Origin of the sequence: Streptodolium elevatio (assembly GCF_040649515.1) — a bacterium.
GTDB lineage: Bacteria > Actinomycetota > Actinomycetes > Streptomycetales > Streptomycetaceae > Yinghuangia > Yinghuangia elevatio.
Window position 1 is genome coordinate 1 of sequence record NZ_JBEZFP010000137.1, and the last position, 24,388, is coordinate 24,388.

Annotated in this window: 24 protein-coding genes; 9 read left to right on the forward strand and 15 right to left on the reverse strand. The window is 73.3% G+C overall.

The genetic code is table 11. From position 1 onward, the window contains the following. Positions 1–300 (reverse strand): TetR/AcrR family transcriptional regulator (locus tag AB0C36_RS35205; RefSeq protein ID WP_358362425.1); only part of this gene is annotated, 300 nt, incomplete at its 3' end. 332 nt (positions 301–632) lie between these two features. On the opposite strand from AB0C36_RS35205, the gene AB0C36_RS35210 reads away from it, so the two are divergent. The 3 genes from AB0C36_RS35210 to AB0C36_RS35220 all read left to right on the forward strand — a co-directional run bounded on the left by AB0C36_RS35210 (position 633) and on the right by AB0C36_RS35220 (position 3,705). After that, positions 633–1,427 carry an SDR family NAD(P)-dependent oxidoreductase gene (locus tag AB0C36_RS35210; RefSeq protein ID WP_358362392.1) on the forward strand — a complete coding sequence of 265 codons (795 nt, stop codon included), beginning with the start codon at positions 633–635 and terminating at the stop codon, positions 1,425–1,427. Positions 1,428–1,520: 93 nt separating this feature from the next. Then, the gene (locus AB0C36_RS35215; RefSeq protein WP_358362394.1) at positions 1,521–3,158 is read left to right on the forward strand and encodes an ABC-F family ATP-binding cassette domain-containing protein; all 1,638 of its coding nucleotides are present in this window, start codon (positions 1,521–1,523) and stop codon (positions 3,156–3,158) included. Positions 3,159–3,267: 109 nt separating this feature from the next. Beyond that, positions 3,268–3,705 (forward strand): ankyrin repeat domain-containing protein, encoded by a 438-nt coding sequence (locus tag AB0C36_RS35220; RefSeq protein WP_358362395.1) that lies wholly within the window; start codon positions 3,268–3,270, stop codon positions 3,703–3,705. 89 nt (positions 3,706–3,794) lie between these two features. On the opposite strand, the gene AB0C36_RS35225 is transcribed toward AB0C36_RS35220, so the two are convergent. The 4 genes from AB0C36_RS35225 to AB0C36_RS35240 all read right to left on the reverse strand — a co-directional run bounded on the left by AB0C36_RS35225 (position 3,795) and on the right by AB0C36_RS35240 (position 6,675). Beyond that, a complete protein-coding gene (locus AB0C36_RS35225; RefSeq protein WP_358362396.1) occupies positions 3,795–4,256 on the reverse strand; it encodes a YchJ family protein in 462 nt (153 codons plus the stop codon). 50 nt (positions 4,257–4,306) lie between these two features. Continuing rightward, positions 4,307–5,167, reverse strand: coding sequence for an SDR family NAD(P)-dependent oxidoreductase (locus AB0C36_RS35230; RefSeq protein ID WP_358362398.1), 861 nt, complete (start codon positions 5,165–5,167; stop codon positions 4,307–4,309). Positions 5,168–5,234: 67 nt separating this feature from the next. Continuing rightward, on the reverse strand, positions 5,235–5,621 hold the full coding sequence (locus tag AB0C36_RS35235; RefSeq protein WP_358362400.1) for a VOC family protein: 387 nt from the start codon (positions 5,619–5,621) through the stop codon (positions 5,235–5,237). Between the two features lie 127 nt (positions 5,622–5,748). Continuing rightward, positions 5,749–6,675 carry a hypothetical protein gene (locus tag AB0C36_RS35240; protein ID WP_358362401.1) on the reverse strand — a complete coding sequence of 309 codons (927 nt, stop codon included), beginning with the start codon at positions 6,673–6,675 and terminating at the stop codon, positions 5,749–5,751. Positions 6,676–6,817: 142 nt separating this feature from the next. On the opposite strand from AB0C36_RS35240, the gene AB0C36_RS35245 reads away from it, so the two are divergent. Beyond that, positions 6,818–7,420: a hypothetical protein gene (locus AB0C36_RS35245; protein WP_358362403.1), complete on the forward strand. Its 603-nt coding sequence runs from the start codon at positions 6,818–6,820 to the stop codon at positions 7,418–7,420. 29 nt (positions 7,421–7,449) lie between these two features. On the opposite strand, the gene AB0C36_RS35250 is transcribed toward AB0C36_RS35245, so the two are convergent. Then, positions 7,450–8,184 (reverse strand): response regulator, encoded by a 735-nt coding sequence (locus AB0C36_RS35250; protein WP_358362404.1) that lies wholly within the window; start codon positions 8,182–8,184, stop codon positions 7,450–7,452. Positions 8,185–8,192: 8 nt separating this feature from the next. Continuing rightward, positions 8,193–9,467 carry a sensor histidine kinase gene (locus AB0C36_RS35255; protein ID WP_358362406.1) on the reverse strand — a complete coding sequence of 425 codons (1,275 nt, stop codon included), beginning with the start codon at positions 9,465–9,467 and terminating at the stop codon, positions 8,193–8,195. A gap of 177 nt (positions 9,468–9,644) precedes the next feature. Between AB0C36_RS35255 and AB0C36_RS35260 the strand changes: the two genes are divergently transcribed. Together AB0C36_RS35260 and AB0C36_RS35265 are read left to right on the forward strand one after the other, a co-directional pair. Next, positions 9,645–10,277: a hypothetical protein gene (locus AB0C36_RS35260; protein WP_358362407.1), complete on the forward strand. Its 633-nt coding sequence runs from the start codon at positions 9,645–9,647 to the stop codon at positions 10,275–10,277. Between the two features lie 188 nt (positions 10,278–10,465). After that, positions 10,466–11,632: a lactate 2-monooxygenase gene (locus AB0C36_RS35265; RefSeq protein WP_358362427.1), complete on the forward strand. Its 1,167-nt coding sequence runs from the start codon at positions 10,466–10,468 to the stop codon at positions 11,630–11,632. Positions 11,633–11,639: 7 nt separating this feature from the next. On the opposite strand, the gene AB0C36_RS35270 is transcribed toward AB0C36_RS35265, so the two are convergent. From AB0C36_RS35270 to AB0C36_RS35290, 5 genes are all read right to left on the reverse strand, one after another. After that, positions 11,640–12,131: an NUDIX domain-containing protein gene (locus tag AB0C36_RS35270; protein ID WP_358362409.1), complete on the reverse strand. Its 492-nt coding sequence runs from the start codon at positions 12,129–12,131 to the stop codon at positions 11,640–11,642. 115 nt (positions 12,132–12,246) lie between these two features. Then, positions 12,247–12,987 carry an HAD family hydrolase gene (locus AB0C36_RS35275; RefSeq protein ID WP_358362410.1) on the reverse strand — a complete coding sequence of 247 codons (741 nt, stop codon included), beginning with the start codon at positions 12,985–12,987 and terminating at the stop codon, positions 12,247–12,249. A 31-nt stretch (positions 12,988–13,018) separates the two neighbouring features. Continuing rightward, a complete protein-coding gene (locus tag AB0C36_RS35280; RefSeq protein ID WP_358362411.1) occupies positions 13,019–13,654 on the reverse strand; it encodes a MarR family winged helix-turn-helix transcriptional regulator in 636 nt (211 codons plus the stop codon). A 115-nt stretch (positions 13,655–13,769) separates the two neighbouring features. After that, the gene (locus AB0C36_RS35285; RefSeq protein ID WP_358362413.1) at positions 13,770–14,537 is read right to left on the reverse strand and encodes an SDR family NAD(P)-dependent oxidoreductase; all 768 of its coding nucleotides are present in this window, start codon (positions 14,535–14,537) and stop codon (positions 13,770–13,772) included. A 157-nt stretch (positions 14,538–14,694) separates the two neighbouring features. Further along, the gene (locus AB0C36_RS35290) at positions 14,695–15,462 is read right to left on the reverse strand and encodes an SDR family NAD(P)-dependent oxidoreductase (RefSeq protein WP_358362415.1); all 768 of its coding nucleotides are present in this window, start codon (positions 15,460–15,462) and stop codon (positions 14,695–14,697) included. Between the two features lie 104 nt (positions 15,463–15,566). Between AB0C36_RS35290 and AB0C36_RS35295 the strand changes: the two genes are divergently transcribed. Both AB0C36_RS35295 and AB0C36_RS35300 read left to right on the forward strand, forming a co-directional pair. Then, positions 15,567–16,826, forward strand: coding sequence for a sulfotransferase family protein (locus AB0C36_RS35295; RefSeq protein ID WP_358362417.1), 1,260 nt, complete (start codon positions 15,567–15,569; stop codon positions 16,824–16,826). Further along, the gene (locus AB0C36_RS35300; protein ID WP_358362419.1) at positions 16,819–18,012 is read left to right on the forward strand and encodes a DUF1214 domain-containing protein; all 1,194 of its coding nucleotides are present in this window, start codon (positions 16,819–16,821) and stop codon (positions 18,010–18,012) included. The genes AB0C36_RS35295 and AB0C36_RS35300 overlap by 8 nt, the downstream gene beginning before the upstream one ends. Positions 18,013–18,165: 153 nt before the next feature. Here AB0C36_RS35300 and AB0C36_RS35305 read toward each other — a convergent pair whose 3' ends face one another. The 3 genes from AB0C36_RS35305 to AB0C36_RS35315 all read right to left on the reverse strand — a co-directional run bounded on the left by AB0C36_RS35305 (position 18,166) and on the right by AB0C36_RS35315 (position 21,409). Then, entirely contained in the window at positions 18,166–19,359 is a 1,194-nt protein-coding gene (locus tag AB0C36_RS35305) for a methyltransferase (RefSeq protein ID WP_358362421.1), read from the reverse strand. A gap of 114 nt (positions 19,360–19,473) precedes the next feature. Continuing rightward, positions 19,474–20,151 (reverse strand): class I SAM-dependent methyltransferase, encoded by a 678-nt coding sequence (locus tag AB0C36_RS35310; RefSeq protein WP_358362423.1) that lies wholly within the window; start codon positions 20,149–20,151, stop codon positions 19,474–19,476. Beyond that, positions 20,135–21,409 (reverse strand): tetratricopeptide repeat protein, encoded by a 1,275-nt coding sequence (locus AB0C36_RS35315; protein ID WP_358362424.1) that lies wholly within the window; start codon positions 21,407–21,409, stop codon positions 20,135–20,137. Before AB0C36_RS35315 ends, AB0C36_RS35310 begins: the two co-directional genes overlap by 17 nt. A 284-nt stretch (positions 21,410–21,693) precedes the next feature. Here AB0C36_RS35315 and AB0C36_RS35320 point away from each other — a divergent pair, with 284 nt between their 5' ends. Continuing rightward, entirely contained in the window at positions 21,694–24,237 is a 2,544-nt protein-coding gene (locus AB0C36_RS35320) for a Tex family protein (RefSeq protein WP_358362429.1), read from the forward strand. The last annotated feature ends 151 nt before the right edge of the window (positions 24,238–24,388 follow it).

A 24,388-nucleotide genomic window follows, 5' to 3' on the forward strand; every position in this document is an offset into this window, starting at 1 on the left:
CATCGCGTACCGCCAGCCGTTCTTCACCCGCAGCACGTTGGCGGTGACCTGGTAGAGCGCGACGAGCGGCGGCGTGGTGTCCGCCCGGGCGGACACCACCGCGTCGTAAAACTTGCGCGCGGCCCAAGCCGTCAGGGCGGCAACCAGGGCGTCCCGGGTCGCGAAGCGCCGGTGCACGGTCGTACGCGCGACGCCGGCGGCCGCGGCGATCTGCTCCATCGTGGCCGCCGGATTCGCCGACAGCACCCGCTCGGCGGCCTCCAGGATCGCGGCGATCGTGCGCTCGGTGTCCGCGCGCATCGGGCGGCGCACGGCCGCTTCGCCTCCGGCGTGCGATCCGGCTCCGGGCGCGTCGGCCCCCGCCGTACGGCTGCTCCCACCCATCCCGTGTCCACCTCTTCCGTCGTGCCCTCGGACGCGTCGCCACCGTGGTCGCGCGCACTCGCGGTCTCCGCCGAGACGGACCGCGAACGTAGCGGCTCAGGAGGCCAAGGCTACTTGCGGGCGCAATGTCTTCACTTACTTGCATCATCAATGTTGCATCTATTACGTTGATCGCATCGGACACGTCGCATGTGACGCGTTGCGGGTGGACGCGACGCGCAGACGACGCGAGACACGGGAGCACAGCCATGGACCTTCACCTGACCGGCAAGACCGCACTGGTCACCGGCGCGAGCCGGGGCATCGGACTCGCGGTCGCCACCGCGCTCGCCGACGAGGGCATGCGCGTCGTCGCGGCGGCACGCACCATCACCCCCGAACTCAAAGCCACCGGCGCGACCTGCATATCCGTCGACCTCACGGCTCCGGACGCCCCGGCCCGACTGGTCGCCGAAGCCGCGGCCGCACTCGGCCGCCCCGGACTGGACCTGCTCGTCAACAACGTCGGCGGCGGCGACGCGGGAGCCGACGCGGCAGGCGGGTTCCTGGCATCCACCGACGAGCAGTGGGCGCAGTCGTTCGAACTCAACTTCTTCGCGACGGTCCGCACCACGCGGGCCGCGCTGCCCGGACTCGTCGCGGCAGGCGGCGGCATCGTGAACATCTCCTCGATCGGTGCCCGCTTGCCGCACGGCGGTCCGGTCTTCTACACGACCGCCAAGGCCGCGCTCAGCGCGTTCGGCAAGGCCCTCGCCGAGGAGTTCGGCCCCCAAGGCGTCCGCGTCAACACCGTCTCCCCCGGCCCGGTGCGCACCGACATGTGGGAGAGCCCGGACGGGTACGGCGCCGGACTGGCCCGCACCCTCGGCGTGACCCAGCCGCAACTGCTCGCCCAACTCCCGTCCGCGGCAGGCATGGTCACCGGCCGCCTGGTCGAACCGGCCGAGGTCGCGGGGCTGGTCGCGTACCTCGCCGGACCGCTCGCGGCCAGCGTCACGGGAGCCGACCACACGGTCGACGGCGGCGCGGTCAAGACCGTGTGACACGTCAGGGGGCGCGACCGCCCCCGGCCCGTGCCAGGGCCCGGGCAATCTCGGGACAGGCAGGCCCCGGCGGCCCGATAGCATCGCAGTCCTATGAGCGCCACGATCGTCGTCAAGGACCTCTCCGCCGGGCACGGAGACCGCGTCCTGTTCTCCGCACTGGACCTCGTGGTCGGCCCCGGCGACGTCATCGGCCTCGTCGGGGCCAACGGGGCCGGGAAGTCCACACTGCTGCGCATGGTGGCCGGCCTCGCCGCGCCCGAGGGCGGCTCGATCCAGGTCAGCCCGCCCGGCGCCACCATCGGCCATCTGCCGCAGGAGCCGGACCGGCGTGCGGGCGAGACCGTACGGGAGTTCCTGGGTCGGCGTACCGGCGTGACCGCCGCGCAGGCCGCGCTCGACACCGCGACCGAAGGCCTGGTCGAGGGACGCGCGGGCGCGGACGACGAGTACGCCGCCGCCCTGGAGCGCTGGCTCGACCTCGGCGGCGCCGACCTGGAGGACCGCGCCGACGAAGTGGCCGCCGACCTGGGCCTGTCCGTCGACCTCGACCAGGCGATGACGTCGCTGTCCGGCGGCCAGGCCGCGCGCGCGGGCCTCGCCTCGCTGCTGCTCAGCCGCTACGACGTCTTCCTGCTCGACGAGCCGACCAACGACCTCGACCTGGACGGCCTGGACCGCCTGGAGAAGTTCGTCACCGGCCTGCGCGCGGGGACCGTGCTGATCAGCCACGACCGCGAGTTCCTGGCCCGCACGGTGACCCGCGTGGTGGAACTGGACCTGGCGCAGCAGCAGGTGCGGACGTACGGCGGCGGCTACGAGGCGTACCTGAACGAGCGCGAGGTGGCCCGGCGGCACGCCCGCGAGGAGTACGAGCAGTACGCCGACACCAAGGCGGCCCTGGAGGAGCGCGGCCGCACCCAGCGCTCCTGGATGGACAAGGGCGTCAAGAACGCCCGCCGCAAGGCGACCGACAACGACAAGCTCGGCCGCAAGTTCCGCTCCGAGGCGAGCGAGAAGCAGGCGGCCAAGGCCCGGCAGACCGAGCGCATGATCGAACGCCTCGACGTCGTCGAGGAGCCCCGCAAGGAGTGGGAACTGCGCATGGAGATCGCGGCGGCACCGCGCGCGGGCGCCGTGGTCGCGACGCTGCGCGGTGCGGTGGTGCGCCGCGGCGACTTCACCTTCGGACCGGCCGAGCTGCAGATCGACTGGGGCGACCGGGTGGCCATCACCGGCCCCAACGGCTCCGGCAAGACGACGCTGCTGGGTGCGCTGCTGGGCCGCGTCCCGCTGGACGAGGGCCAGGCGGCGCTGGGTCCGGGTGTCGTGGTCGGCGAGATCGACCAGGCCCGCGGGCTGTTCCTCGGCGAGGACACGCTGCTGGCCGCGTTCGGGGCGGCGGTCCCCGACCTGCTGCCCGAGGACGTCCGCACGCTGCTGGCCAAGTTCGGCCTCAAGTCCCACCACGTGCTGCGCACGGCCGCGACGCTCTCGCCCGGCGAACGTACGCGCGCGGCGCTGGCGCTGCTCCAGGCGCGCGGCGTGAACCTGCTCGTGCTCGACGAGCCGACGAACCACCTCGACCTGCCCGCGATCGAGCAGTTGGAGTCGGCGCTGTCGTCGTATAACGGAACGCTGCTGCTGGTCACGCACGACCGGCGCATGCTGGACGCGGTGGAGACCAACCGCCGCGTCACGGTCGACGCGGGCCGCATCACGGATCGCTGAGTCGTGTCCCCAAATATCCGCCGGGCCCGCGAACCGACGGGTATTTGAAGGCACTCCCTGGACCTGACAACACCCGCGGACACCCGCCCGTCCCAGATCACCGAGGCACATGAACCGCCGTATCGCGAAGAAGCTGTCCAACAAGCTCGTCCTGGCCGTGCACTGCGCGGACATCGAGTCCACCCGGCGCCTGCTGCGCGCCGGGGCCGACGCGGACCGCCCCGACGCCGAGGGCACCACCCCGCTCTACGCCGCGTCGGTGCGCGGCGACGCCGAGATCGCCGAGATCCTGATCGCGGCCGGCGCCGACCCGAACCGCGAGAGCGGGAACGGCGAGGAGGGCCTGCCGCTGTGCGCGGCGGCCTGCTGGGGGCACGACGACGCGGTCCGGGTCCTGCTCGCGGCCGGTGCCGACGTGAACCTGCGGGAGGACGGCGGCTTCGGGCGCACCGCGATCCAGTGGACCACGCAGGCCGGGTTCGAGCAGCCGTCGACGCGGCAGATCCTGCGGGACGCCGGGGCGTTCGTCCCGCTCACCCTGCTCTGACCGGTTCCGGCCTCGGACCGGATCCGGATCCGGATCCGCCCTGACTTGCTCCGGACCTGCTTCGGTGCGGGGCCGGGGCGCTCCCGGAGCTACTCGCCCAGCGCCGCCGCGTACACCCATGCACCGTCGACGCGGGTGAACGAGCTGTGCTCCTCGATCACGCCGTCGTGCCCGCTCTCGCGGTAGTGCGCCCGGAAGGTCACGGTGCCCTCGTTGTGGAACGGTCCGCCCTCTGTGGCGGCCACCACGTCGAGGCCGAGCCAGCGGGTGCGCGGGTCGAGGTCCAGGTGCGCGGGCCGGGTGTCCGGGTGCCAGGTGCGCAGCAGGTAGTCGGCGTCCCCGACAACGAAGGCGGCGTACCGCGACCGCATGAGCCGTTCCGCGGTGGGTGCGGGCGCGTCGCCGCGGTGGAACCGTCCGCAGCAGTCCTGGTACGGCTGCCCGTCCCGCCCGCAGGGGCACGCCGCCCCCGGGTCGAACGCGGGCCGGGTGGGGGCGGCTGCGCCGCGTGCCTTCGGGGAGCGCGCCTGGCCGGCCTTGCGTCGTGACATGCGCCCATTATCGCGGCATCGTGGCCCGGCAACACGCACCCCCCGGCCGGTCAGTGCGCGGTCCAGCCGCCGTCCACCGGGAGCACCGCCCCCGTCAGGTAGGACGCCGCGGGACCCGCCAACAGCAGTGCCGCGCCCGCGAGTTCCGTAGGGTCGGCCCACCTGCCCATCGGCACCTCGTGGGCGAGGAACGCCTTGACGTGCGGGTCGTCGTCGACGCCCGCGTTCAGCGGCGTGCGGAACGGTCCGGGCGCGAGCGCGTTGACGCTGATGCCCGTCCCGGCGAGTTCGACGGCGAGGCTGCGGGTGAACTGCACGACGGCGCCCTTGCTCGCCGCGTACCCGGTGCGCCCGGCCGCGCCGACCAGGCCCAGGGCGCTGGCCAGCGTGACGATGCGCCCGTATCCCGCGTCGCGCATGACCGGGACCGCCGCCTGGCAGGCCAGGAATGTGCCCACCACGTTGACGTCGAGGCAGCGGCGCAGGGTGGCCGCGTCCAGGACGCCGATCTCGCCGCGGGCCTGCACGCCGGCGCTGGTGACCAGGATGTCGAGGCGTCCGAAGTGCTCGGCGGCGCGGGCGACGAGGGCCTGCACGTCGGCCTCGTCGGTGACGTCGCAGCGTACGCCGAGGGCCTGGGCTCCGGACGTGGCGGCGATGTCCGCCGCCGCGGCCTCGCATGCGGCCACATCGCGGCTCCCGAGGACGACGGACGCGCCGGCCTCGGCGTACGCGCGCGCAATCGCCAGGCCCAGCCCCGCCGATCCCCCGGTGACCACCGCGACCTGACCGCTCAGGTCCGTGCCCGTGCCGGACGGCCCGCTGCCACCATTCCCGCTGCCACCATTCCCGCCGCCACTGCCACCACTACTGTTACCGCCACCGTCACCGTGACCGCCACCGCTGCCCACGACCCGCCCCTTCCGTCGGTACGCGGCAACTTGATCACGAGCCGGGGCGCGGTGGCACGTGGTTTTGTCACGCCTGGACGAGCATGATCAGGTTGCCGTCGGGGTCGGCGACGTAGCACATGCGCTCGCCCCACGGCTGGTCCACCGGCTCCAGGTGCACCGGCGTCCCGGCCGCGCGCAGGCGTGCCAGCTCGGCGTCCAGCGCGTCGGTGTAGAGGCACAGTTGGAAGGGCTTTCCGCCGCGCGGCGTCGGCCCGAACATCGCCTCGACGCCCGAGTAGTCGCCGATGCCGATGGTCGAATCGCCGACGCCGACCGTCAGGAACGCGGCGTCGCCTTCCCCCTCCGGCGGGAAGCGGTACGTGACCGGCAACCCCAGCAACTCGGTGTAGAACGCGACCAGCCTCGTGAAGTCGTCGCTGTGCAGGATGGGGAACGCCTGGGTGAACGCCACGGGCACCTCCGGTTCATGAGCGGCGAGCGGCTTCCAGCCTCTCCCGGTTCGTGCGGAGGTGCACGCACTAACGCGCCGCGAGCCGCCGGTCGTCCACAGGACGCTGTTGGATGCAGAACACCGTTGGCTACAGGACGCCGTTGGCTCGCAGGATGCCGTTGGCGCGCAGGATGCCGAGTGCGCGGACGGTGGCGTGGCCGCGCCACTCCATCGCTCCGGCGGGCGAGATGCGCGCGTACTCGACGGTCCAGCCGCCGTCGTCCTTCTGTCCGCGCTCAAGGCGGTCGAGTTCGCCGGGGACGTCGGCGGAGGCGAGGTGGCGGCGTGCGGGGGTGCCCGGCAGGGGCGCGAAATCCAGCGGGCGCATGTACTCGTTCTCGGTGCCGCCGTCGACGTGGACCATGCCGTCGGCCGGGATGTACGCGGCCAGCACGTCCAGCGCACTCGCCGCCTCCGGGTAGATGGTGCGTACCTGCTCCAGGTCCAGCAGCCTTACCGCGTACGCCAGTTCGAGCGCATGCGGTTTGCCGACCTCGGTGCCGGCGCCCTCCGCGGCGGCGATGCAGTACCGCGTCGCACGGTCGAGCCACGTGTGCGTGCGGATCGCCGGGTCGTGCGCGGCGGCACGGTGCGCGGCCGCCACCACCACCGAGGTGAGCTGCAACGACGACTCGGACGGGTCACTCATCCCCCACCACGGAGCCGAACCCGCCTGGTCGGTGATCGGCAGGGCGAACGGCAGGCCCCCGTCCGGGTGGGTGATCGAGGCCAGCCAGTCGCACAGCGCGGCACCTTGGTACGGCGTGGGGGCCGCGGCGTCCTCGAACACCTCGAACGCGTGCAGGGCAGCGCCCACCTGGCTCTCCGGCGAGCGCAGGTCGCATTCGAGGCCCCAGCCGTACCCGCCGTCCGGATTGCGGTACGCATCGACTGCGGCGAGCAGTTGCCCCGCGTCGACGGGGTCCCCCACCAGGACGCGGAACCGCAGCCGGTCGAGGATGCGGGCGTGGGTGGCCATGAAGTCGGATGCTGCCTGAAGGTCGACGTGGGTCATGCCCTCAGCCTCCCGCTCCCGGCTGCGGGGGTCTTGAACGTTTCGGACGTTCGGCGCGTCGCGCCGCGGTCCTTCCGGTGCGGCGGCGGCCACTTCGCGCCGAACCGCCGCCGCGGCGGCGTGCAATGGGTTGGATGGCGGCATGACCGATGAAGCTCTTGCCCGACTGCGCGACGCCGTCCGTCGGACCGCCGAACTGACCCGCGGGCGCGCGGCGTCCGGGTTGACGCACAACGACGCCGACGACACCGCCGGAACGCTCGCGACCGACAGCGCCCTCGGGTTCGACCCGCTGCCGTTCCTGACCGCGCTGCATACAGCTGGTGCGCGCGTGGTGGTGATCGGGCAGGTCGCCGGGATCCTGCACGGTTCGACCGAACTGACCGGCGATCTGGACCTGCTGTGGGACGGTTCCGCGGAGCAGGCGCAGGCCGTCGCGGCGGCGCTGGCGGCGGTCGGCGGGACGCTCGTCGAGGACGACGGCACCTCGACGGCGCCGACCCCGGACTCGGTGCGGCGCCGCAAGTGCGACTTCGCGACGGCGACCGCGAGCGGTGACCTGTGCACGCCCGAACTTCCGTGGGGCGACCAGGATGTCGCGGCGTACCTCGATCGGGCGGAGTCGGCGGCGGGCGCGGGCGTGACGGTGCACTACCTGCGGCGCGAGGACCTGATCGCGATGCGCCGGGCGGTGGGACGCCCCAAGGACCTGCGCCGGGCGGAGGAATTGGAGCAGTTGGCCTGAGGGTGCGGCGCACGCCTCGCCGGCGGCGGTCAGGCGGAGTCCGCGCCGCCCGCGAGGCCGTGTTCCCAGACCCACGCGGCGATGCCGACGCGGTTGCGAGCGGCCAGCTTCGCCTGGATGTTCGCGATATGGGTTTTTGCGGTGCCGGCGCTGATGAAGAGGGCCTCCGCGATCTCGGCGTTGGTGAGGCCGCGCGCCACCAGCCGGGCGATTTCGAGTTCGCGTTCGGTGAGCGGGTTCGCCGCGGCGGGTTCGGCGCCGGGTGCGGTGCGGGACGCGGCGGGCTCGGCCGGCGCCGGTGCCGGGACCGGCGTCGGCCGGCCGTCGGTCTCGGTGGCGGCCGGGCTCGGTACGGCGGACAGGCGGCTGAGCAGCCGTACCGTGATCTGCGGGCTGATGAGCGTGTCCCCGGCCATCGCGGCGCGCACCGCCTCGATGAGCAGGGTGGGCCCCGACCGCTTCAGCAGGAATCCGCAGGCGCCGTTGCGCAAGGCGGTGTGCACGTAGTCGTCGAGGTCGAACGTGGTGACCACGACGACGCGTGTCGTGGGCGCGAGTTGCCGGGTCACCTCCAGGCCGTCCATGCGGGGCATGCGGATGTCGGCGAGCACGACGTCCGGTTGCAGCTCGCGCGCGAGGGCGACGGCGGTCTCGCCGTCGGACGCCTCGCCGACGACGGTCATGTCGGGCTGTGAGTCGAGGATCAGGCGGAATCCGCTGCGGATGTCGTCCTGGTCGTCGGCGAGCAGTATGCGCGTGGTCATCGCGGCCATCATGCCTCCTCGGGGAACCGGGCCACGACGTGCCACCCGCCGGAGCCGTCCGGTCCGGCGTCGAGGCTCCCGCCGACCGCCGCGACGCGTTCGCGCAGGCCGACGAGACCGCGGCCGCCGCGTCGGCCCCGGCCCCAGGACGCCGCGCCGACGGAGGTCTCGTTGGTGACGGCAACCCGGACGACGGGTGTGTCGCGGCGTACGCTCACCTCCACCCGCGACGACGACGCGGCGTGCCGCCGGATGTTGGTCAGCGCCTCGACCACGACCCGGTACGCGACCGCGCCCGCCTCCCGCGAGAGCCGATCGGCGGCATCGTCGTGGACGCGGAGGTCGACGCGGCCGTCGGCCGCGCCGCGCTCGGCGGCGAAACGGCTTACCAAGTCCGGTAGTTCGCCGATACCCGGGGGCGCCGACGCACCGATCGGCGCGCCGTCGGCGTCGTGCAGCATCTGCACGGTGCGGTCCATCGACGCCAGCGCGCTCAGCCCCGCCTTCTCGATGCGCTCCAGCGCGAGGACGACTGCCTGCGGGTCGCTCGCCGCCACGAAACGTGCGGCCTGCGCCTGGACGACGATCCCGCTCACGTCGTGCGCCACGAAGTCGTGCAGGTCCCGGGCGAGTTCGAGCTGCTGCTCGCGGCGGGCGGCGACCACGGCGTCCCGCCCGCGACGGGCCTGGCTGCGCGGGTACGCCCCCACGCCCGCCGCGACGGCGGCCGCGACGCCCCAGAACACCGCGGCGCCCACCTGGTCCCGCCATGTGCCGTCGTCCACGAAGGGGATCGCCCACAGCGCGACGGCGGCGCTTGCGGCCCCGGCCCCGAGCAGGGCCTCCCGTCGCGGCGACCAGCACACGACGGCGCTGATGAGGGCCAGCAGCACGAAGACTTCGGCGATCTTCCAGGCCCCGGCCGACTGCGGGATCGGCTGCGGGCGCGCGAAGTCCGTGGCGATGGACAGGGCGGAGACGGCGGCCAGCGGCCACGCCAGTACGTACCGCGCGCGGCGCCGGCAGATCAGCCCCCAGAGCGCGAGCGCCAGGACGAGGACGGCCGGGACCGTGCCGTAGAGGCTGTGGCCGCGGATCAGGACGAGCGCGACGAGGGCCGCGGCGCCGAGGCAGGCGGCCGCGAGCCGGTCACGCACGGACAGGCTCCCGGGTGCGGGGCTGTCGTCGGCCCAGGCGTACCGGGCCACCCCGGGTATGAAGCGGCGGTCGGACGCGCCGGGCTCGCGGTCGCCTCGCGCGGCCGTCTCCTTGATCGTGGGCACGGACACGAGGCTATGCGAGCGCCCGCGGCACCGGGCATCTGCCGATCGGCAGACCCGCGCCGGAGCACGACACCGCAGGTGAGCGCCATGATCTGCCGATCGGCGGATGGTCGCGGACACCGGTGGCGGACGAGGCTTGTAGCCATCACCACAACGCCTCCTGACAAGGATTCAGCCGTGACCACGACGCTCCCCACCCCCACCGCTGCCGCTGCCGCCATTCCCGCGCCTGCACCCGCCGGGCACGGTGTCGCTGCCGGGCGGTCTGCCGCCGCCGCGCACCGTACGGCGGGGAAGAACGGCCCCGAGGTCTCCCGCGCGCTCCGCTGGACGGCGAAGGCCGCCGCGCTCACGCTGCTGCCGAGCGGTCTGTGGCGCATCGCGATCGCCTTCGGCTGGGACTCCGGCTTCGCGGCCGGCGATCCGCTGCACCACTCCAACTTCCCCGGGAACACGTCGTTCTACCTGATCGGCCTGAGCATCTTCGCCGAGTTGCTGGGTCTTCTGGCGCTGGGCCTCGTGCAGAGCTGGGGCGAGGTGCTGCCCCGCTGGGTGCCCTGGCTCGGCGGACGCCGCATCCCGACGGCGGCGGCCGTCGTACCCGCGTCGCTCGGTGCCCTCGCGGTCACGCTGATCACCGTCACCGGGGCGTTCGCGTGGAACGACGCCGGTGCGATGGGTTCCCCGGAGGCCCCGGACGGTACGAAGTACTGGATCATGACGGCCTGCTACGCCCCGCTGCTGCTGTGGGGCCCGCTGCTGGCGGTCGTCACCGTCGCCTACTACCTGCGCCGCAGGCGCAACGGGTGACACTGACGGCGACACCCACGGCGACGGCGTGTGGCGGGCCCCAGGCCGGGGTCCGCCACAAGCCGTGCGCGTCCGCATGCATCGATGTCTTCGCCCGTCAGGTGTATGAAGGATCGGTGACCTCGAACAAAACGCATGAGCAGCAGGGCGGGCCGCGGCCGGACGAGGCGGACGCACCGCCCGCCGAGATGTCCGCGGCGCTCTCCCGCTTCCAGGACGAGATCTACCTCAACGGTGCGCTCGGCGGCGGGGTGCCGCCCTACCCGACCGACCCGTCGACGCTGGAGGAAGCCGCCCGCCGCGTTCTGGAGCCGGGGCCGTTCGGCTACGTCGCGGGCGGGGCCGGGACCGGGGCGACCGTCCGGGCGAACCGCGAGGCCTTCGACCGCTGGGCGATCGTGCCGCGCATGCTGGCCGACGTCTCGGTACGCGACACCTCTCGGACCATCCTGGGCACGCCCATGCCGGCCCCGCTCCTGCTCGCGCCCATCGGCGTGCTGTCGATCGTCCACGAAGGCGCCGAGCCCGCCGCCGCCCGCGCGGCCGCCGCGCTCGGTCTGACGACCGTGCTGAGCACGGCGTCGTCGACCCCGATGGAGGAGGTCGCCGAGGCCGCCGGGGACGGGCCGCGCTGGTTCCAGCTCTACTGGTCGCGCGACCCCGACGTCGCGGCGAGCATGCTGGCCCGGGCCCAGGCTACGGGGTTCACACACCTGGTGGTCACCCTGGACACCGGCATGCTGGGCTGGCGGCCGAACGACCTGGACCAGGCGTACCTGCCGTTCCTCCAGTCGGTCGGCATCGCGAACTACCTGAGCGATCCGGCATTCCGGGCGAAGCTGGCAAAGCCCGCCGAGGAGGACCCGTTCGGCGCGGTCGCGCACTGGGCGGGCCTGTTCTCCAACCCGGCGCTCACCTGGGACGACCTGGCCTGGCTGCGCGAGCACTGGGACGGGCCCGTGGTGCTGAAGGGCATCCTGCACCCCGACGACGCGCGGCGGGCCCGGGACGCGGGCATGGACGGAATCGTCGTGTCGAACCACGGCGGCCGGCAGGTCGACGGCGCGATCGGCGCCCTGGACGCGCTGCCGACGGTGGCCGAGACGGTCGGCCACGACGTGGCGGTGCTGTTCGACAGCGGCGTGCGCTCGGGTGCGGACATCGTCAAGGCGCTGGCGCTCGGTGCGCAGGCGGTGTTGGTCGGGCGGCCGTACGCCTACGGGCTGGCCCTGGGCGGCGAGGAGGGCGTGCGCCACGTCCTGCGCTGCCTGCTCGCCGAACTGGACCTGACCCTCGCGCTGTCCGGGCACGCGCACGTGGACGAACTGAACCCGCGGGTGCTGGTCCGCCGCTGACGGCGCGTCATTGCGGAGGCGCGTCCATCCCGTTCGTCGCTTGGCGCGCGTCGTTCCCGGGGCGTGGGACGTCCCGGGGCACGAGGTCGTCCGGGAGCATCCGCAGGGTCTCGGCGAGTTGCGAGTGCACGGGCTCGGGGAGCCGGTCGGGGGCGAACCAGTCGAGGGCGTCGAACTTGTGCGGCTCGCCGATGGCGACCTCGCCCGGGTCCACGCGTACCGCGAACACGGCGGCCACCCAGTGCGATTCGACCGGGTCGCCGCGCAGGACGTTGCGGACGCCGAGGCTGCGGATCTCCGACGGCAGGGCGACGTACTCCTCGCGTACCTCGCGCGTGACCGCGGCCTCGAACGTCTCGCCGAACTCCAGTGCGCCCGCTCCGCAGTCCCAGGCGCCCGCCTCGTCGCGGGCGCCCGGGCCGCGTCGCGCGAGCAGGATGCGCCCGGCGCCGTCATGGCACACGAACACGCAGGAGACCGAGGGTTGCCGTGCCGTCATCGTTCCGTCCGAGAAGTAATGCGGGGGCGGGGCGGGGGGCTTGCGAACCAGGCCTGGAATTGGCCTAGGGGGTGTCTTCAAGTTCGCGGGCCCGGCGAGAACTTGAAGACACGACCTAGAAGTGGTCGAGGAGTTCGGTGAACGCGCGTATGTGCAGGACGCCCGCGTCGGTGCCGTCGACGACATCGTCCTCGAGGACCCAGGTGTGCTCGTGCGGGATGAAGACCGCGCGCATGCCGGCCTTGCGGGCCGGGAGGATGTCCGACTTCGGGGAGTTCCCGATCATCCAGCTGGTCGCGGGGTCGAGGCCCAGCTCGTCGATCAGCGCCACGTACGTGTCGGGGTTCTTCTCGGCGACGATGTGCACGCTGCGGAAGTGGTGGGCCAGCCCGGACGCGTCGACCTTCTCGCTCTGCTCGTCCTGCGCGCCCTTGGTCAGCAGGCGCAGGTCATGCCGCGTGCCGAGCACGGTGAGCGTCTCCGCGACGCCCGGGATCAGCTCGACGTGCCCGCGCTCGACCAGCGGTGCGGCGAGTTCGGAGATGCGCTCCAACTCGGCTCCCGTGGCCGGGCGTTCGCGCAGCCTGGCGAAGCACTCGGCGAGGCTTCGGAGGAACACCTTGCTGCCGTACCCGTGTGTCACCGCGTTGGCGCGCTCGATGTCGTCGAGGACCCCGCGCACCTCGGCGCGGGTCAGGATCGGGTGCACGAGCCAGTCGAGGTAGTCGTCGATGACCCTCTCGAACAGGATGTTGTTCTCCCACAGGGTGTCGTCGGCGTCGAAGACGAGCACCTGGCGCGGCAGCGGCACCGGGGGTGTGGCGGAGGGCAGTGGAGCGGTCGCGTCGTGGGTCACGCTGCACCCTAGGACGGGCCCGGCGAATCGATCAAACGCTTTCCGCGCCCGTCGGACCGGTTGTGGCTGAGGCGGCGGAAGCGGCGGACCTGACGGAGGTGGCGCGTGCCGCGGGCGCGGAGGGCTGGGCCGGGGCCCACGGCCCGAGGGTCGCGATGAGCAGCCGCAGCGCCTTGTCGACGGTACGCCGGTCCCCGGCGGTGAGCGGCGCCAGCAGTTCGTCGAGTGCCGCGAGCCGGGTGCGCATCGCGGTACGGGCCTTCTCGCGGCCATCCTCGGTGAGGCACACGAGGACCGACCGCCGGTCGGCCGGGTTCGGGCGGCGCTCGATCAGCTCCTTCTTCTCCAGCCGGTCGACGCAGTGGGTCATGCCGCCGGAGGAGTACATGACCAGCGGCTGGAGTTCGCGCAGGGTCAGCCCGACCTGGTCGGTGCGCACCGCGAGGACCGCGAGGACCATGTACTCGGGTGCGGTCAGGTCGAGGCCGCGGATGCTGCGCCGGTCGAACTCCTCCATCGCGATCATGGCCTGGTGCAGGCGTACGACGAAGCCCAGCGACGACGCGTCCTCGTCGGGCAGCACCTGCGACCAGGCGGCCACCACGCCGTCGGCGTAGTCGTCGGAGCGGGGGCCGGACCGGCCCGCCGCGTCGGCCTTACTCGTCACGTGCACTCCTGGGGGGAACGGGAATCGGCGGGACCGCGGGCCGCCCGGCACGCTGCCCGGTGCGGCTGTCGCTCCCGATTCTCCGTCATGCCCGGCGCCGCCACGCGGACCGGCGTCATGTGGGGCGCCGCGCCGTGATGCGGTAGTTCGCCTGGACGACGGTGCCGGAGACAAGAGCCGCGTCGTCGGACGCGAGCCACGCCACGACCGCGGCCACTTCCTCCGGGGTGCTCATCCGGCCCAGCATCGCGGTACGGCCGAACTCCTCGGGTCCGCCCGGGACATCCTCCAGCCAGCGCAGCATCGGCTCGGTCGCGGTGGGGCCGGGGGTGACGGCGTTGCAGCGGACCCCGTCGGCGGCGTATTCCATCGCCACGGTCTGGGTGAGGTTGATGACCGCGGCCTTGTGGGCGGCGTACGCACCGAGGCGGTACTCGCCGCCGACGCCGGCGCCGGAGGCCGTGGTGACGATGGATCCGCCGCCTTGCGCGGTCATGTGCGGGAGCGCGGCGCGGATGCCGTAGAACACGCTGTCGAGGACCACGCGCTGCTGGGTGCGCCAGTCCTCGTCGGTGATGTCGCCGACGCGGCCGGGGATCGAGAAGGCCGCGTTGTTGTGCAGAATGTCGATGCGTTCGTGGCGTTCGACGGCGGTGCCGATCAGCGCGCGCACGTACGCGTCGTCGGACACGTCGCCGTCGAAGGCAACCGCGTCTCCGCCGAGCGCGCGTATCTCGGCGACGGTCCCGGCCGTGCGCTCGGGGCGCACGTCGCCGAGGACCAGCAGGGCGCCTTCGGCGGCGAAGCGCAGCGCGGTGGCGCGGCCGATGCCGGAGCCCGCCCCGGTGATCACCGCGGATTTTCCGGCGAGCCGTCCGTCCATGTGTGCGCTCCTCTTCTTCGTGCCGCTTGTTCGTGCCGCCGAGTCGTCGTGCCGCTGTTTCGTCCTGGTGCCGAGTCGTCGTGCCGCCCTGCCGTCGTGATGCCGTGCCGTGGTACCGCCGTGCCGTGGTGCCGCCGTATCGCGGGTCCCCGCGCGCTCAGGCCCGCATCTGGCCGCCGCCGTCGACCATGAAGGTCTCCCCGGTGATGTACCGCGACGCGTCCGAGAGCAGGAACAGCACCGGCGGGGCGATGTCGGCGTCGGGGTCGCCGTCGCGGCCCATCGGGTGCTGGGCGTACATCGCGTCGAACACCGCGCGCCGGTCCGGGTCGTCGGCGGGCGGCCTGCGGTGCGCGGCGGACGCGGGGCACACGCAGTTGACGGTGATCCCGTGCCGGGCCCATTCGCGCGCGGCGGTCCGCGTGAGCGAGCGGACCGCCTCCTTCGAGGCGCTGTACGGGCCGTACCCCGCGCCGCCGGTCATGCCGACCGCCGAGCCCATGGTCACGATGCGGCCGCGCCCGGCGTCGCGGAAGTAGGGGAAGACCGCCTGCATCGCCCACAGTGTGCCCTTGGGGCCGGTGTCGAGCAGCAGGTCCATGTCGGAGGAGGTGACGTCCTCCAGCGCGGTCACCGGGCGGAAGGTCTGGGCGTTGGCGACCAGGCCGTCCAGGCGGCCGAAGCGCTCGTGGGTGCGGGCCGCGAGGGCGAACGTCGCGTCGCGGTCGGCGACGTCGCATTCGACGGCCAGGTGCTCGACGCCCAGTCCGTCGAGTTCGGCGGAGGTCTCGGCCAGGCGCTTCGGGTTGCGGCCGGTGATCGTGAGGCGGGCGCCGCGCGCGCCGAGGTGGCGGGCGATGCCGCGCCCGATGCCCCGTGTGGCGCCGGTGACGATCACCGCGTGGTCCCGGATGCCGTACTCCACCTGGTCCTCCTGACTGCGTCCGGATGTCGTCTGCCCTTGAAAATTATCTTCACATGAAGCTACTTTTCAAGAAGCAACCGCCGCGATCCCCGGGAGGCACGCGCATGCAGGCTCCGGCAGACCGGACGCGCCCCGAGTGGGTGCGCCTCGCCAACGAGGGCGCCCTCGGGCCCCTGCTGGAGGAATCCGCCGAACCATTCAGCCTGGACGGCGTGCTCGGCCGGGCCCAGGCGCTGACCGGCCTGGACGACTTCGGGTCGGACGACTTCCACGAACCGCTCGACCTGCTGCTGCGCGACCTGGAGGCGCACGCGCGGCTGACCGCGCTCGGACGCTGGCAGACGTACCGCTATCTGCTGCGCCTGCTGCGGGTACGGCTGCAGATCCGCGACTACGAGACGCGCGATCCCGGCGTCGCGGACGAACGGGTCGAGGCCCCGCTGTTCGTGGTGGGCGCGCCACGTACCGGCACCTCGATCCTGCACGCGCTGCTGGCCCGCGACCCGGCGCACCGGGTGCCGGAGGGCTGGGAACTGCTGATGCCGGTGCCGCCCCCCTCGCCCGACCCGTCCGCATTCGCCGCCGATCCGCGCATCCCGGCGGCCGAGGCGGAACTGCGGTTCTTCGACCAGGTGACCGGCACTCTCGACGCGATCCACGTATACGGTGCGCGCCTGCCCAAGGAGTGCCTGTCCGCGCAGTCCTTCGCCTTCCGCTCGCAGGAGTTCCCGGCGCGGTACCACGTGCCGAACTACACGGCGTGGCTGCTGGGTTGCGACATGGCGCCGGCGTACGACCTGCACCGCCGCGTCCTGCGCATCCTCCAGCGCGGCTTCCCGCGCGATCGCCGCTGGGTGCTCAAGAGCCCCGCCCACCTGCACTCGCTGCCGGAACTGCTGGACGCATACCCGGACGCCCGCCTCGCGGTCACCCACCGCGACCCGATCACGGTGCTCGGCTCGGTCACCAGCCTCATCGCCACGCTGCGCGGCGTGCACAGCGACGACGTCTCCTACCCGGCGATCGGCCGCTACCACGCCGACCTGTACGTGCACGACCTCGACCGGCTCGTGGAGCACGACACCGGCGGCGTCTTCGCCCCCGGCCGCGTGCACCACAGCCAGTACGCCGACTTCATGACCGCACCCCTGGACACCGTCCGCGCCCTGTACGAGGCGCTGGGCATGGAACTGACCGACGACGCGGAGGACCGCATGCGCACCTACCTCGACGCCCGGCCCAAGGACAAACACGGCGTGCACCGCTATGAGTTCGACGACCTCGGACTCGACCGGGCGCACGAGAGCTCCCGGTTCGGGCGCTACCGCACGCACTTCGGCGTTCCGGCGGCCGACCATGCCTGAGTCGTCCCCGCTCCCCGACCACGCCGCGTGGGCCGCCCTATGCGACACGATGAAGGCCGCCGGCGACCGCATCCTCGCCCCCGACTTCCCCGGCTCGCCCGAGGAACGCGCCGAGGGCTTCCGGCACTTGGCACAGCAGGCGGTGTGCTGGCTGGCCTGGGGCGTCGGCCACCTCGACCCGGCCGACCCGCGCTTCATGCGGCAGAACGACCTGCTGACGCGCTGGGGCGGGCCGAACGTCGACAACGTCTACAAGCACGCCCGCATCGACGCGGAGGGCACGTACCGCATCCGCGGACTGATGCACTCGTGCGAGGAGTTCCTACTCGCGGTCCGCATCGGCAACATGCACCAGGAGCGGTACGGGACGCTGCACGAGGTGACCGCGACCGACCTCGGGATCGCCCCGGGCGACTCCTTCGAGATCCTGCTCGGCGGGCCCGAGCCGGCCGACCCCGCCGTACGGTGGGTGCCGTTGCCGGAGGGCGCCCGCATGGTCGCCGTCCGCGAGTACTACTACGACTGGCAGGAGCACGAACCCGCCGTGCTCACCATCGAGCGCGTCGACCGCCCGACCGTCCCGCAACGCCTCACCCCCGGCCGCATCGCCGAGCAACTGGAGGAAGCGCGCTCGCAGTTCGAGCGGTCGATCACCTACTGGAACGACTACCAGCGGGCGGCCCGGACGCGCGGCGAGGACAACACGTTCATCCAGCCGCGCACCGAGCCCAAGGGACTCAAGGGGCTGGTGTACGGCTTCTGCTTCTACCGCCTCGCGCCGGGCGAGGCCCTGGTCGTCGAGTGCGAGGCGCCGGTGGCGCGCTACTGGTCGTACCAGCTGTACCAGCTCGGCTGGTTCGAGCCCGTCGAGTCGATCCACCGCACCGGCGGCCTGAACCACCGCCAGACCGCGGTCGACGCGGACGGGCTGGTGCGGGTCGTGGTCGCGCACGAGGACCCGGGAGTGGCGAACTGGCTGGACACGGAAGGGCGTTCCGAGGGCATGCTGACGTTCCGCTGCGCCTGGGCGGACAATCGGCCGGAGCCGAAGGCGCAGGTCGTCGCGTTCGCCGACCTGGAGACCCGGCTGGCGCCGGGGGCGGCAGGCGGGCCCACGACCCCGGAGGAGCGCCGGGCACATCTGGCGGCTCGGGCAGCCCATGCCGCCTGGCGGTTCCGCACCTGAGCGGAGGCCGTGCACGGAGGCCGTAAGCGGGAGCCGCACGCACGGTTCGACCCGACGGCGTTGGGCCCCGTCCGGGTGTCCACGGCCGGTCCGTGGCGGGTCGGCCGAGCGACTGCTCGGGTCGGTGGCGCGCCGGGTCGGTGGCGCGTCGGGTCAGCGGCGCGTCGCCCGCAGTACAACGAACTTGCGGTCGCTCGCCGCGACTTCGCAGTTGCCGAAGATGCGCTTGAGCTTGACGTGGTAGCCGAGATGGCGGTTGCCGACCACCCACAGCTCGCCGCCGCGGCGCAGCGCGGCGCGCGAACCGGTGAACATCCGCCACGCGATGCCGTCCGTGGTCGCCCGGTGGCTGTGGAACGGCGGGTTGTTGAGCACGAGGTCGGCGCTCGCGCCCGGGAGGCTTGCCAGGCCGTCGCCGACCGTGAACGCGGCCGGGCGGGCGTCCGCGTCGACGTTGGCGCGGTAGGTCTCCTCCGCCGACGCGACGGCCTGGAAGGACTCGTCGACGAAGGTCACGTGCGCGTCCGGGTTGGCGAGCGCCGCGGCGGTGCCCACGACGCCGTTGCCGCACCCGAGGTCGACCACGTGCTCGGGCCCTCGGCGCTCCGGCAGGTGGCCGAGCAGGAACCGGGTGCCGACGTCGAGTCGTTCGGCGCAGAACACGCCCGCGTGGTTGACGACCCGGCGGCCGGACATCACGCCGATGCCGTCGGGCAGCGCGTACGTGTGCGGCCACGGGTTGGCGGCTGCCGCGGGGCGGCCGTCCGGTGTGCAGAAGATGAGGCGCGCCTTCTTCTCCGCGAGGGAGGTGCGCGTCGGTCCGAGGATGCGCTCGAAGAGGGCGAGCGTCGACGTGTGGATCTCGGTCGTCATGCCGGTGCCGAGCACGACCGTGCCGGTGTGCACCGACGGCGCGAGGCGGTGGAGTTGGTCCTCCAGGAGCGCGAGGCCCTTGGGGACGCGCACCAGCAGGACGTCCACCCGGGCGGGCGGCTCGTCCCGGGTGGTGAGCAGCCGCACCGTCTCGGGGTCGACGCCATTGCGGGCGAGGTTGGCGCGCGTCGCCTCGCGGGCGAGGTACGAGTCGGTGATCTGGGTGGGCCGGTACGCCGCGAGGGCGGTGGTCAGCGCGCCCCACCGGTCCCCGACCACGACCAGCGCGCCGGGCGCCGCGGCGGCCGGATCGACGGGCCCGACGGGCGTCCCCTCGGGCCCCGGCTCCCCGGCCAGGCGCCGGAGCAGGTACGCGTCGGCGGCGTCCCAGGCACGCAGCGGGTCGCGGGGGTCCTCGGGGAAGCGGGTCAGGTCGACCTCGCCCCACGGTGTGCTGAAAGGCGTGCTGAGCATTGGCTCATTGTGCCTGGTACGTGGATGCCGCCCGGCCACACGTTGCCCGGCTGCGGATGTCGGACCGCGGGGCCCGACTGCGGGCACGACCGCAGGGGCCGCCCCGGGGCGGCGCTATGTCGCCCGCGCGAGCACGTACCCCCGCCGTGTCTCGGCCTCCTCCGGGTACGGCGCACGCTCCATGCGGGCTTCCACCGCGAACCCTGCGTCGGTCATCGCCGCGACCATCGGAGCGGACTCGCGGAAGTGGAACTCGACGTCCACCGCGTGCCCCCACCAGTCGGTCATGTGGCGGACCTCGTCGCCGAGATGGAACGCGACCAGCAGCAGCCCCCCGGGCCGCAGCACCCGCCGGGCTTCGGCGAACGCCGCGGGCAGTTCCCCGGCGGCCAGGTGGATGAGCGAGTAGAAGGCCACCGCGGCATCGAACTCCCGGTCGGCGGCCGGCAGTCGCAGCAGGTCGCCCTGCCGGAACTCGGCGGCCGGGTGTTCGCGGCGGCCGACCGCCACCATCCCGGGCGACAGGTCGACGCCCACAACCCGGGCACCGCGCGCGGCGAGCCATCCGGCCACGTGGCCCGGCCCGCAGCCCAGGTCCGCAATCGCCGCTCCGGGGCCGACGGACTCGCCCAGCGCTCCGAGCAACGCGCGGTCCAGCGGCTTGTGCGCAAGTTCGTCACCGATCCGGGCCTGGTACTCCTCGGCCACGGCGTCGTAGCTGTCCCGCACCCGTGCGTGGTCGGGGTCGGGGCCGGGCACCGGGGCCGCGTCGCGGTCAGCGGAAGCGTGCACTGCGCACCGGACCCGTCGAAGGGCACTGGTCCCGGGAGGTGCGGGCCGCCCAGGCGGACGCCACGCCGGCCGCGAAGGCGACCAGTTCGGCTCCGGTGTCGGGCGGCGCGTCCTCGTCGCCCGGATGGTCCGCGTCCGGCTGGGCGGCGACGACGTCCGCGGCGATCTCGGCCTCCGGCCGGCCGTCCGGCGCGCCGCCTTCGGGGTCGGCGGTGAGCCGCTTCTCCCACGGCGCGTTGCCCGCCTGACGCAGCAGCACGCTGATGTCGGCGGCGACGGGCGGCGGACTCGTCCAGCACGTCGCGTGCTCGAACAGCACCTGTCCGGGAGCGCGTTCGTGCAGCGACTCGACGACCCCTTCCGCCACGTCGTCCAGGCGGTACGCGACGACCACCGTGTCCGGGCGGCCCGGCTCGTACGGCACTGCGGGCAGCCCCAGCACGTCGGCGGCGGCCAGGCCCAGGATCCGGCTGCCCCGGTCATCCAGGAGCGACACCGACGCGGGCGCCGCACCCGTCGCCCCCAGCACGGCGGCGAGGCGGTCCAAACCCTGGCGGCAACTGCCCGGCGAGTCCTGGTGGAACGCGTGCCGGCCGACCATGCTCGTGCGGAAGCCGTACGGCGAGATCGTCGCCAGCACTCCCCCGGTGAGCACGAACTGCCAGCCGCGCAAGTCCTCGTGGTCCAGCGGGGCGACGGCCGCGGCGGCGTCCGCGCGGGACAGCATGGCGCCGAGGCGGCCGTACGCCCACTCCCAGTCCTCGTCCGCCGGTGCCGGCAGGCGGACGAACTGCGTTCGGGCGCGCGTCAGATCGCCCGCCAGCACGGCGTTGTAGACGAGCAGATACCGGTCGGGCCAGTCCCGCAGCGTCGCGTCGCGGGACTCCAGCAGGGCGACCGCCTCGCCGTGGCGCTCCTCGCGCTCGTACGCCGACGCCAGCTCCAGGAACACCCCGCGCGACTTCGGCGACCGGCGCAGCGACTCCACGAGGGCGGGTATCGCCGCGTAGGCCGCGCCGTGCTCGATGCAGGCGTATCCGAACTCGAAGAGTTTGTCGGCGCTGCGCGGTTTGGCGGCGAGTGCGCGCGACGCCTCGACGAGGTCGTCGAAGCCGACCATGCCCGCGGCTTTCTCCACGACGAGCGCCAGGTCGCGGATCTCCAGTCGTCCGGCGGTCCCGCGCAGGTGACGCATCACCGCGGATACGTCGCCGCCCTCCACCAGTTCCCAGGCCTTGTCCAGGTCAGAAATAGTCATCGCCTTCGAGGGTTCAGCACCCGACCACGGGGCCGCAACCGAGATTCCGCGTCGTCCTACCGTCCGTCGGACGACCATGCCACCGCCGCCCGGGCGACCCGCTCGGCTCCGCCGGACCACCGCCGCACCGCCGCCGGGGCGGCCTCGGAGCGGGCACCGGGCCGCGGCGACCGCCGCCACGGACTCGTACGGCGGACACGCGCACCGCCGCCAGTGCGACATTCGGGGCCCAACATCGGCAGAATGCCCGGGTACCCCAGTGTGAAGGTGGTTCAAGTTCCGTGGTGACGTCCACACCCTCTGTCAACAAGAGGATCGCCGACGAGCTCGGCGTACGCGAAGGACAGGTGCAGGCCGCAGTCGACCTGCTCGACGGCGGTGCGACCGTGCCGTTCATCGCGCGCTACCGCAAGGAGGTGACCGGGACCCTCGACGACACGCAGCTGCGCACGCTGGAGGAGCGCCTGCGCTACCTCCGTGAGTTGGAGGAGCGCCGGACGGCGGTACTCGAATCGATCGACGCGCAGGGCAAGCTCGACGACGCGCTGCGCGGGCAGATCATGGCCGCCGACTCGAAGGCACGGCTGGAGGACATCTACCTTCCGTACAAGCCCAAGCGCCGGACCAAGGCGCAGATCGCGCGCGAGGCGGGGCTCGAACCGCTCGCCGACGCACTGCTCGCGGACCCGTCGCTGGACCCGCAGGCCACCGCGGCCGACTACGTCGACACGGACAAGGGCGTCGCCGACCGCACCGCCGCGCTGGAGGGGGCCCGGGCGATCCTCGTCGAGCGCTTCTCCGAGGACGCCGACCTCGTCGGCGAGCTGCGCGAGCGGATGTGGACGCGCGGCCGCCTGGTGGCCAAGGTCCGCGAGGGCCGCGAGGAGGCGGGCGCGAAGTTCTCCGACTACTTCGACTTCGCCGAGCCGTTCACGCGGCTGCCCTCGCACCGCATCCTGGCGATGTTCCGGGGCGAGAAGGAGGAGATGCTCACGCTGACCCTCGAACCGGAGGAGGAGGCCGCGGACCCGGCGGCCGGGCCGACCGGCTTCGAGCAGAGCATCGCGCGGCGCTTCGGCATCGCCGACCGCGGGCGCCCGGCCGACAAGTGGCTCGGCGACACCGTGCGCTGGGCGTGGCGCACCCGGTTCCTGGTGCACCTGGGCATCGACCTGCGCGGGCGGCTGCGGCAGGCCGCGGAGGACGAGGCGGTGCGCGTCTTCGCGGCGAACCTGCGCGACCTGCTGCTCGCCGCCCCGGCCGGGACGCGCACGACGATGGGCCTGGACCCGGGTCTGCGTACCGGCGTCAAGGTCGCGGTCGTGGACGACACCGGCAAGGTCGTGGCGACCGACACCATCTACCCGCACGAGCCGCGGCGCCGCTGGGACGAGTCGATCGACACCCTCGCACGGCTCGCGAAGGCGCACGGCGTGGAGCTGATCGCGATCGGCAACGGCACCGCGTCGCGCGAGACGGACAAGCTGGCCGCGGACCTCATCAAGCGGCACGCCGAACTCCCGCTCACCAAGGTGGTCGTGTCGGAGGCGGGTGCGTCGGTGTACTCGGCGTCGGCGTACGCCTCGCAGGAACTCCCCGAGCTGGACGTGTCGCTGCGCGGCGCCGTCTCGATCGCCCGGCGCCTCCAGGACCCGCTGGCCGAACTCGTGAAGATCGACCCGAAGTCGATCGGCGTCGGCCAGTACCAGCACGACCTGTCCGAACTGCAGCTGTCGCGCTCGCTGGACGCGGTGGTCGAGGACTGCGTGAACGCCGTGGGCGTCGACGTGAACACCGCGTCGGTGCCGCTGCTGACCCGCGTGTCGGGCATCGGCGGCGGCCTCGCCGAGAACATCGTGCTGCACCGCGACGCGAACGGGCCGTTCAAGAACCGCAAGCAGCTCAAGGACGTGGCGCGGCTCGGCCCGAAGGCGTTCGAGCAGTGCGCGGGCTTCCTGCGCATCCCCGGCGGCGACGACCCGCTGGACTCGTCGAGCGTGCACCCCGAGGCCTATCCGGTGGTACGCCGCATCGTGGCGGCGGCGGGCGGCGACATCACCACCGTGTTGGGCAAGGGGGCGGTGCTGCGGGCGCTCAGCCCCAAGGACTTCGTGGACGAGCAGTTCGGTCTGCCGACCGTCAGCGACATCCTCGCGGAGTTGGAGAAGCCGGGCCGCGACCCGCGGCCGGCGTTCAAGACCGCCGCCTTCAAGGAGGGCGTCGAGCAGCTGACCGACCTCAAGCCGGGGATGCTGCTGGAGGGCGTGGTGACGAACGTCGCCGCGTTCGGTGCGTTCGTCGACGTCGGCGTGCACCAGGACGGTCTTGTGCACGTGTCGGCGATGTCCGCCACGTTCGTGAAGGACCCGCGTGACGTGGTCAAGCCCGGGGACATCGTGCGGGTGAAGGTGCTCGACGTCGACATTCCGCGCAAGCGCATCTCGCTGACGCTGCGTCTGGAGGACGAGGCGACCGCCGGGTCCGGCGGCGGGGGCGGCGCGGGCGGCGGGCGTACGGCTCCCGGACCGCGGCGTCCGCAGGGCGAGCAGGGCGGCCGGCGCGGTGACGGACGCGGTGACGGACGCGGTGACGGACGCGGCGGCGAGGGCCGTGGTGGCGAGGGTCAGCGCGGCGGCCGCGGCGGCAACAACCACGGCGGACAAGGCAACCAGGGCGGACAAGGCGGCCGCGGTCGCGGCGGGCGGGACGACCGCGGCGGCGGCAACCGGGGTGGCGGCGCGCCCGCGGGCGGCGGCGCACTGGCCGACGCGCTGCGCCGGGCCGGCCTGGTCGAGGGCGACGGCGGCCCGACGCGCGGCCGCCGCTAGCGCACGAGTGCAGGGCCCGTGATCCGGCTGCGGATCCGGGAGGCCCGGCCGCCCGCGATGCGCGGGCGGCCGGGACGGTGAGCAGGACGGCGGGGCGGGCGGATGCCCGCCCCCCCTCGTTCGTGTGACCCGAAATCCACCAGATAGGAAT